An 8241-nucleotide genomic window follows, 5' to 3' on the forward strand; every position below is an offset into this window, starting at 1 on the left:
GTATAAGTCTTCAGACTTCAGTCTTCAGTCGTCAGTCGTCAGCCAAAAACAAAGGGCGTGCGCTGGCACGCCCGGCTGAAGTCTGACGTCGGAAGTCTGAAGGCTTCCTTTCAGACCTGCATCACTTCTTTCTCTTTCCCCGCCGACATCTCTTCCATCTTCTTGATCTCGGCGTCGGTGAGCTTCTGGAGCTCGTCGTGGGCGCGGCGCTCGTCGTCCTCGGTGATCTTCTTGTCCTTGAGCGCCTTCTTGATGGCGTCGTTGCCGTCGCGGCGGATGTTGCGGACGGCGGTGCGGTGGTCTTCGAGCACCTTGTGCAGGTGCTTCACCATCTCCTTGCGGCGCTCCTCGGTGAGCGGCGGGACGGGCACGCGGATCATCTTGCCATCGTTCTGCGGGTTGAAGCCCAGGTCGCTGGTGCGGATAGCTTTTTCGATGGCCTGGGCCGACGACGGGTCGAAGGGCTGGATGGTGAGCATCTGGGCGTCGGCGGCGTGCACCTGCGCGATCTGGTTGAGCGGCATCTCGCTGCCGTAGTAATCGACCCGGATGGCGTCGAGCATGTGGACGTTGGCGCGGCCGGTGCGGACGCCCGCCATGTGCGCCTGGAAGTCGGCGACCGCTTTGTCCATGCGCGCCTTCAGTTTGCCAAAGTCGTCTTTCAGCGCCGGAATGTTGGCCATGGCCATGTGGGGACTCTCCTTGCCTGCGAAACCGGCGATTATAGAAGAAGCAATAAGCAATAAGCGATACGCCGGCGTGACCGGTCCTCGCTGATTGCTTGTCGCTTGTTGCTTACCGCAGCTCCGGGTCCGCTTCCAGGATCTCGCGCAGCTTGTGCGTGAGGGCGTCGGCGGTGAAGGGCTTCTGCACGAAGGTGGCGCCGGCGGAGAGCACGCCGTGGTGGACGATGGCGTCGTCGGTGTAGCCGGACATGAACAGGACGCGGGTGCCGGGACGCAGCTCCTGCAGGCGTTGGGAGAGCTCGCTGCCGCTCATGCGCGGCAGCACCACGTCGGTGAGCAGCAGGTCGATGGCGCCCGGGTGGCGCTGCGCGGTGGCGAGCGCGTCGTGGGGGTTGCTGGCTTCCAGCACGAAGTAGCCGGAGCGCTCGAGGAACTTGCGCACCAGGGCGCGGACGCCGGCTTCGTCCTCGACCAGCAGCACGGTGGCGGTGTGGGGAGCGCGGTGCGCGACCGGCGTGCCCTGGCCGGGGGTGACCTCGGGTGGCGCGTCCACGCGTGGGAGGCACACCGTGAAGGTGGTGCCGGCGCCGATCTCGCTGGAGACCCAGATGTCGCCGCCAGACTGCTTGACGATGCCGTAGACGGTGGAGAGGCCGAGGCCGGTGCCCTTGCCCATCTCCTTGGTGGTGAAGAAGGGCTCGAAGATGCGGTTCCTGGTCTCGTCGTCCATGCCGACGCCGGTATCGGAGACGGCGAGCTGCACGTAGCGGCCGGGGGCGATGCTGGGGTGCTCGCGGGCGTAGAGCTCGTCGATCTCGACGTTGGCGGTGGAGATGGTGAGCTTGCCGCCGCGGGGCATGGCGTCGCGCGCGTTGATGGCGAGGTTCATGAGCACCTGCTCGAGCTGGCCGGGGTCGGCGCGCAGCTGGCCGGCGTCGTGGCCGAGGGTGATGGAGAGCTCGATGCTCTCACCCAGCAGCCGCCGCAAGAGGGCTTCCATGCTGCGGACGACCTGGTTGAGGTTGAGCGTCTTGGGCGCGAGGACCTGCTGGCGGCTGAAGGCGAGCAGCTGGCGGGTGAGGGCGCCGGCGCGGTCGGCGGCCTTGCGGATCTCGTCGAGCTCGCCGCGGCGCGGGTCGGCGCCGCCGTAGCCGTCGAGCAGCAGCTCGGCGTAGCCCTTGATGACGGTGAGCAGGTTGTTGAAGTCGTGGGCGACGCCGCCGGCCAGCCGCCCGATGGCTTCCATCTTCTGCGACTGGCGCAGCTGCTCCTCGAAGACGCGGCGCTCGGTCACGTCCTCGGCGATCATCTCGAAGCCTTCGGTCTCGCCGCGGGCGTTGAGGACGGCGCGCCCGCTGAGGCGGACGGTGATGGGCGAGCCATCCTTGCGCTTCCACTGGACTTCGACGCTGTCGACGCGCCGGGTGTCGTGGTACTTGGCGACCAGCAGGGCGCGCTCGGCGGCGTCGAGATAGACGTCGCGGGCGACGTCGAGCGCGAGCACCTCGTCGGCGGAGGAGTAGCCGAGCATCTCGACGAGCGCCGGGTTGACGTCGAGGAAGCGGTCATCGAGCGCGGAGCGGTAGATGCCGTAGACCGCGCTCTCGACCAGCGTGCGGTAGCGCTCCTCGGAGCGCTTGACGGCTTCCTGGTCGCGGCGGCGGAGGATCGCGTTGGCGACGTGCTGCGAGACGAAGGTGAGCAACTCCTTCTCCTTGTCGCCGTAGCGGATCTTTTCGTCGTACGTCTGGACGGCGAGGACGCCGAAGGTCTCGTCGCCCTTCTTGAGGGGGACGCCCATCCAGTCGAAGGACATGGCGCCGATGCGCTTGACGGCGCCCTCCTGCACCAGTTCCTCGAGGTTCTCGAGGCGCGAGAGGAAGGGCTGGCCGGTGCGGATGACGTACTCGGTGAGGCCGTTCGAGGGCTTGCGCGCGGGCGGCGGCTCCTCGGCCACGTCGATGTAATACGGGAAGGTGATCCACTCGGCGACCGGATCGTAGAGGGCGATGTAGAAGTTCGCCGCGTACATGAGCTCGCCGATGATCTTGTGGAGCGAGGCGTACATCTGGTCCAGATCCTCGGCGGTGGAGGCGGTCTCGGTGATGCGATAGAGCGCGCGGAACTTCTTCTCGCTCTCCTCGAGCGCGTCGCGCTTGCGGCGGTAGTCGATGGCGCTGGCGATCTCGTGCGAGACGAAGGTGAGGATGTCCTTTTCCTGCTCGGCGTAGTGGTGGGCGGCGTCGTAGCTCTGGAGCACGAGCACGCCGAAGGCGGAATCTCCCTTCTTCAGCGGGACACCGATCCAGTCGTTGGAGAACGAGCCGATGAGGTCGATCTCGTTGCCGTCGATGAGTTTTTGCAGGGCAGAGGCGTCGAGCAGCAGTGGGCGGCAGGTCCGCAAGACGTACTCGGTGAGGCCGCGGCCGTACTTGCGCGAGCGGTGTCCGGTGGGATTGGGCGCGGGATCTTTCTCGTCGACCCAGTAGGGGAAGTGCACCATGCCTTCGACCGGGTCGGCGAGCGCGATGAAGCAGTTCTTCGCGTACATCAGCTCGCCCAGCACCTGGTGGATGAAGGCGAAGAGGTCCTGCAGGTCCTCGGCCGAGTTGGCCTTCTCGGCGATGCGGTAGAGCGCGGACTGCAGCCTTTCGGAATCGGGGCGAGACTGCGGCGCGCGGGCCCGGGCGGGCGCGGCTGCGCTGGCGGGAGCGCTGGCGGGACGCTTCCGGTCGAGCGGAACGCGTTCGTTGGCTTTCCGAGCCATGGGAACCTAGGCCGGGGGAACGAACGCCGCGTCAGGGGGTGAGGCGCGGTAGGGCGCGAGTTATAGCGCAACCGCGCCGGAGGCGCAAGCGATTCTGCGAGCACAACGGGCGATCGGATCTCTCTAGGCCGAGACCAGGCTGCCGACTTTTTCGCCGGAGAGGACGCGCTTGATGTTCCCGCGCTTGTTCAGGTTGAAGATGACGATGGGCAGGTTGTTCTCGCGGCAGAGCGCGATGGCGGTGGCGTCCATCACCTTGAGGCCCTTCTTCAGGATGTCGAGGTAGGTGATCTGGTCGAACATCTTGGCGTCCTTGACGATGACGGGGTCGGCGTCGTAGATGCCGTCCACCTTGGTGGCCTTCATCACGACGTCGGCCTTGATCTCCATGGCGCGCAGGGAAGCGGCGCTGTCGGTGGAGAAGTAGGGGTTGCCGGTGCCGGCGGCGAAGATGACGATGCGGCCCTTCTCGAGGTGGCGCAGGGCGCGGCGGCGGATGAACGGCTCGGCCACCTGGTTCATCTCGATGGCGCTCATCACGCGCGTCATCACGCCGCGTTTCTCGAGCGCGTCCTGCAGCGCGAGCGCGTTGATGACGGTGGCGAGCATGCCCATGTGGTCGGCGGAGACGCGGTCCATGTCGCGCGCCTGCTCGGCGACGCCGCGGAAGAAGTTGCCGCCGCCGACGACGATGGCGATCTGCGCGCCCAAGGCCTGCGCCTCGGCCAGCTCGCCCGCGATCTCGTGCACGCGCGTCACGTCGACGCCGAAGCCGGACCCGGCGGAGAGCGCTTCGCCGGAGAGTTTGAGCAACACGCGGTGGAAAGCGAGGGGCATGCGGAAATCAGTATACAGCGAGCGGAAGAAAGGGCCGGCGAGTCGCCGGCCCCTACCTGGGCTCCTCTTACTTCTTCGTGATGTCGTTCTCCGGGCGGAGCGTGCCCTTGGCGCGCGCCACCTTGAGCAGCGTGGGATAGAACTGCACGAAGGTGTCTTCCACCGCGCCGTTCTTGCTGTGGCACTTGGTGCAGGGATTGCCTTCGCCGCGCGCGTCGGCGGGCGCGCCCTTCTCGTCGAAGCCGTAGAACTTCCACGGGTGGCCGGGGCGCGAGGTGTCCTTCACGTGCGCCTCGATGCCGCCGGCCGGCTCGAGCTGGTACTGCCCGCCCTGGTTGATCGACCCCTCGGTCGCCGAGGTGTACACCTCGAGCACCAGTGTGGTCTTGTCGGGCCACTGCCCGGTCTTCAGGAACGCGTGGTAGCTCTCCGGGTTCACGTACACGTTGGTGAACATCGGATGGTTGTCGGGGCCGCTCTTGGCGTACGTCATGCCCAGGCCGGAGGAGAGGTAGTTCCAGTCGCGATAGTTGGCGGGCATCAGGAGCTTGCCGTCCTGGGTGTACTGCGGCGCGTTGGAACTTTCCTTCGCGCGCGGCGCGGGCGAGAGCAGGGCAGCGGCGGCAAGGGCGACTACCACCAGGCCGAAGATGCGCTTCATAGGCTTCTCCTGAAGAAGTTCCGGGATGGTAGCCCATTGGACGCGGAGGCAGAGAGGAAGTCACAAAAGAAAAGGCCGGAGCACGTGGCTCCGGCCCTCGGGGGCCTTGTTGGTGATAGAGGTCCTTCGACTACGTCCGCCTGCGGCGGACTTCGCTCAGGATTTCGGCTGCGGGCTCCCGCACTCCCCCTCGCCCTGAGGCTCGGGGTCGTGCTCACGCCCGCATTACGCCTCAACCTTCTCGTGCTGCTCCGGCTTGGAGATGGCGACGGTCTCGCCCGCGTCGCCCACCTTGAAGCGGGCGAAGCGCTTGACCGAGATGTTCTCGCCCAGCTTGCCGACCTTCGACGCGATGAGCTGCCCGACGGAGATGGTCTGCTCCTTGATGAAGGGCTGCTCGTAGAGGCAGACCTCCTCGTAGAACTTGCCCATCTTGCCCTCGACGATCTTGTCGACCACGTTGGCGGGCTTGCCGGTCTTCAGCGCCTGGTCCTTGTAGATGTCCTTCTCGCGCTCGAAGTCGGCGGCCGTGACGTCTTCCTTGCGGATGTACTTCGGGTCCGCGGCGGCGATGTGCATGGCGATGTCCTTCACCAGCGCCTGGAAGTCGTCGGTGCGGGCGACGAAGTCCGACTCGCAGTTGACCTCGACCAGCACGCCGATCTTGCCGCCGGCGTGGATGTAGTGGCCGACGGTGCCCTCGCTCGTCACGCGCGTGGCCTTCTTGGCCGCGGTCGCGATGCCCTTCTTGCGCAGCAGGACGACGGCCTGCTCGAGGTCGCCCTTCGACTCGGTGAGGGCCTGCTTGCAGTCCATCATGGGAGCGCCGGTCTTCTCGCGCAGCTCCTTCACTTGTGCGGCAGAGATGTTGGCCATAGTCGTGCTCATGGATTCACTTCTTTCCTTGGGTCCGGATGATCGGCCGGTGGTCGGTGGACGGTGGTCGGTGACAAAACCAGCTTTCCGACCACTGACCACCGACCACTGACACATAGAACCCGCGCCGGACGAGCGCGCGGGTCATCCAACATTAGATTCCGCAAAACTCGAAACGACTCTTGGCGGGCGAGTCGCCCGCCGCCGCACGGCCCTAGAGCGTCTCGACGTGCGCTTCTTCGTTCTCGGCGCCCGCGGCGGCCGGAGCCTTGCGCGGTGCGCCTTCCTCGCCGCCTTCGCCCACGCCCGCGGCCATCGCATCGCCGGTGACGCCTTCGCCTTCGCCCTCGGTCGCGCCGCCCTGCGGCGTGAAGCCCTGCTTGTCGGTGGCGGCGTTCGAGCCTTCGACCACCGAGTCCGCGATCTTGGAGGCGAACAGCCGGATGGCGCGCAGCGCGTCGTCGTTGCCGGGGATGACGTAATCGACTTCGCTGGGGTCGCAGTTGGTGTCGACCACGGCGACGACCGGGATGCCGAGCTTGCGCGCCTCGCGCACCGCGATCTGCTCCTTGTTGGAGTCGATCACGAAGACCAGGTCGGGCAGGGTGTTCATGTTCTTGATGCCCGCCAGGTTCGCCTGCAGGTGCTTGCGCTCGCGCTCCAGCTTGATGACTTCCTTCTTCGGCAGCAGCTCGTAGCGGCCGTCCACGGCCATCTCGTCGAGCTCCTTCAGCCGCTTCACCGACTTCTGCACCGTCACCCAGTTGGTGAGCAGGCCGCCCAGCCAGCGGTTGTTCACGTAGAACATGCCGCAGCGCTGCGCCTCTTCCGCGATGGCGTCCTGCGCCTGCCGCTTGGTGCCGACGAACAGGATGGTCTTGCCCTCGGCGGCCGAGTCGGTGACGAACTTCGACGCGTCCTTGAACATCTTCAGCGTCTTCTGCAGGTCGATGATGTAGATCCCGTTGCGCTCGCCGAAGATGAATTCCTTCATCTTGGGATTCCAGCGCTTGGTCTGGTGCCCGAAGTGGACGCCCGCTTCGAGCAGCTCCTTCATGGTGATGGTCGCCAAACTTCCTCCTCGTTGGAATCGCATCGGGTCGGTCCAGCTGCGCCTTCCCGATTACTCCCGTCTGTTGCCCCGCCTCACCATGCGGCGAGGACGGGAAATTGACTGCTGTTTCAGGTCTCGGGTCTCAAGTTTCGAGACCCCGAACCAAACTCTCTCTCCGGCCTCGGCTACTCGAAACCCGAAACCGGAAACTCGAAACTATCGCTTCGAGAACTGGAAGCGCTTGCGCGCGCCCTTCTGGCCGTACTTCTTGCGCTCTTTCTGGCGCGGGTCGCGGCGCAACATGCCCTGCGACTTCAGCGTCTTGCGCAGCTCGGCGTTGAACTCGAGCAGCGCGCGGGCCACGCCCATGCGGACCGCGTCGGCCTGGCCGTTCACGCCGCCGCCGGCGACCCGGGCGACCACGTCGAAGGTCGCGGCGGTGTCGCTGGCCACCAGCGACTGCTTGGCCGCCACGCGCTGCGCTTCGGTCACGAAATACTGCTCGAACTCGCGGTCGTTCACCGTGAACTTGCCCGAGCCGGGGCGGAGGAACACGCGCGCGGTCGAGCTCTTGCGCCGGCCGGTGCCGTAGTACTGAACCTGTTCTGCCATATTCGCTCTTGGCTTTTGGCGCTTGGCCTTTAGCCCTGAAAACCTTTCTCAAAAAAGATCGCAGCTCTCGCGAGCTGCGGAAACCTATGCGCGCTTGGCGAGCTTCGCTTCGGCGCGGGCGTCGCTCTTGCGAGTGACGGTGATGGCTTGCGGCTGCTGCGCTTCGTGCGGATGCTTGTCGCCGCGGTAGACCTTGAGCTTGGTCGCCATCTGCCGGCCCAGCTTGGTGTGCGGCAGCATGCCGGTGATGGTGTCTTCGATCAGCCGCTCGGGCGAACGCTCGAAGCGCTTCTTGAACTCCTCGGTGCGCAGGCCGCCGGGGAAGCCGGTGTAGCGGTGATAGCGCTTCTGCTCCGACTTCAGGCCGGTGACGCGGATCTTCTCCGCGTTGATGATGACGACGTGCGAGCCGGTGTCGAGGAAGGGCGTGTACCTGGGGTTGTCCTTACCGCTCAGGATGCGGGCCACGCGCGCGGCCAGGCGCCCGAGGGTCTGGCCCTCGGCGTCGACGACATACCAACTGCGCGCAATCTCCCCCTTGGGGAAATACGTAGACATGCAAAGTCTCCCAAAGAATTAAAACGCAAGAAGACCGCTGAGGACTTTCCGGCTCACGCAGAATTGCGTGAAAGAGCGCCTCTGGACGGGCAACTGCAGAACAGCAAAGACTTTATGATACGGAACAGCCCGCGGACTGTCAACGCGGGGAGCCTCAAGTCCAACGCCGAGGCGCGGAGGGCGCCGAGGA

At 65.7% G+C, this 8241-nt stretch carries 8 protein-coding genes; all 8 read right to left on the reverse strand.

What is annotated here, in order from left to right; all coding sequences use genetic code 11:
• Positions 1–110 precede the first annotated feature (110 nt).
• Positions 111–689: a ribosome recycling factor gene (frr, locus tag VLA96_15100; protein HSE50533.1), complete on the reverse strand. Its 579-nt coding sequence runs from the start codon at positions 687–689 to the stop codon at positions 111–113.
• A 106-nt stretch (positions 690–795) separates the two neighbouring features.
• Entirely contained in the window at positions 796–3453 is a 2658-nt protein-coding gene (locus VLA96_15105; protein ID HSE50534.1) for an ATP-binding protein, read from the reverse strand.
• 123 nt (positions 3454–3576) lie between these two features.
• The gene (gene pyrH, locus VLA96_15110) at positions 3577–4290 is read right to left on the reverse strand and encodes a UMP kinase (GenBank protein ID HSE50535.1); all 714 of its coding nucleotides are present in this window, start codon (positions 4288–4290) and stop codon (positions 3577–3579) included.
• A 67-nt stretch (positions 4291–4357) separates the two neighbouring features.
• Positions 4358–4951, reverse strand: coding sequence for a cytochrome P460 family protein (locus tag VLA96_15115; protein HSE50536.1), 594 nt, complete (start codon positions 4949–4951; stop codon positions 4358–4360).
• A gap of 225 nt (positions 4952–5176) precedes the next feature.
• Positions 5177–5839, reverse strand: a complete 663-nt coding sequence (tsf, locus tag VLA96_15120) for a translation elongation factor Ts (GenBank protein HSE50537.1) — start codon at positions 5837–5839, stop codon at positions 5177–5179.
• 202 nt (positions 5840–6041) lie between these two features.
• A complete protein-coding gene (rpsB, locus tag VLA96_15125; GenBank protein ID HSE50538.1) occupies positions 6042–6899 on the reverse strand; it encodes a 30S ribosomal protein S2 in 858 nt (285 codons plus the stop codon).
• A 198-nt stretch (positions 6900–7097) separates the two neighbouring features.
• Positions 7098–7493 (reverse strand): 30S ribosomal protein S9, encoded by a 396-nt coding sequence (gene rpsI, locus VLA96_15130; protein ID HSE50539.1) that lies wholly within the window; start codon positions 7491–7493, stop codon positions 7098–7100.
• An 84-nt stretch (positions 7494–7577) separates the two neighbouring features.
• Positions 7578–8051, reverse strand: coding sequence for a 50S ribosomal protein L13 (gene rplM, locus VLA96_15135; protein ID HSE50540.1), 474 nt, complete (start codon positions 8049–8051; stop codon positions 7578–7580).
• Positions 8052–8241: the final 190 nt, after the last annotated feature.

Source organism: Terriglobales bacterium (genome assembly GCA_035457425.1).
Classification (GTDB): Bacteria; Acidobacteriota; Terriglobia; order Terriglobales; family Acidobacteriaceae; genus JACPNR01.

What these genes read in the sequence shown, in the direction of transcription:
- frr (HSE50533.1), bottom strand. Translation starts at nt 689, where the DNA reads ATGGCCATGGCCAACATTCCGGCGCTGAAAGACGACTTTGGCAAACTG.
- VLA96_15105 (HSE50534.1), bottom strand. Translation starts at nt 3,453, where the DNA reads ATGGCTCGGAAAGCCAACGAACGCGTTCCGCTCGACCGGAAGCGTCCC.
- pyrH (HSE50535.1), bottom strand. Translation starts at nt 4,290, where the DNA reads ATGCCCCTCGCTTTCCACCGCGTGTTGCTCAAACTCTCCGGCGAAGCG.
- VLA96_15115 (HSE50536.1), bottom strand. Translation starts at nt 4,951, where the DNA reads ATGAAGCGCATCTTCGGCCTGGTGGTAGTCGCCCTTGCCGCCGCTGCC.
- tsf (HSE50537.1), bottom strand. Translation starts at nt 5,839, where the DNA reads ATGAGCACGACTATGGCCAACATCTCTGCCGCACAAGTGAAGGAGCTG.
- rpsI (HSE50539.1), bottom strand. Translation starts at nt 7,493, where the DNA reads ATGGCAGAACAGGTTCAGTACTACGGCACCGGCCGGCGCAAGAGCTCG.
- rplM (HSE50540.1), bottom strand. Translation starts at nt 8,051, where the DNA reads ATGTCTACGTATTTCCCCAAGGGGGAGATTGCGCGCAGTTGGTATGTC.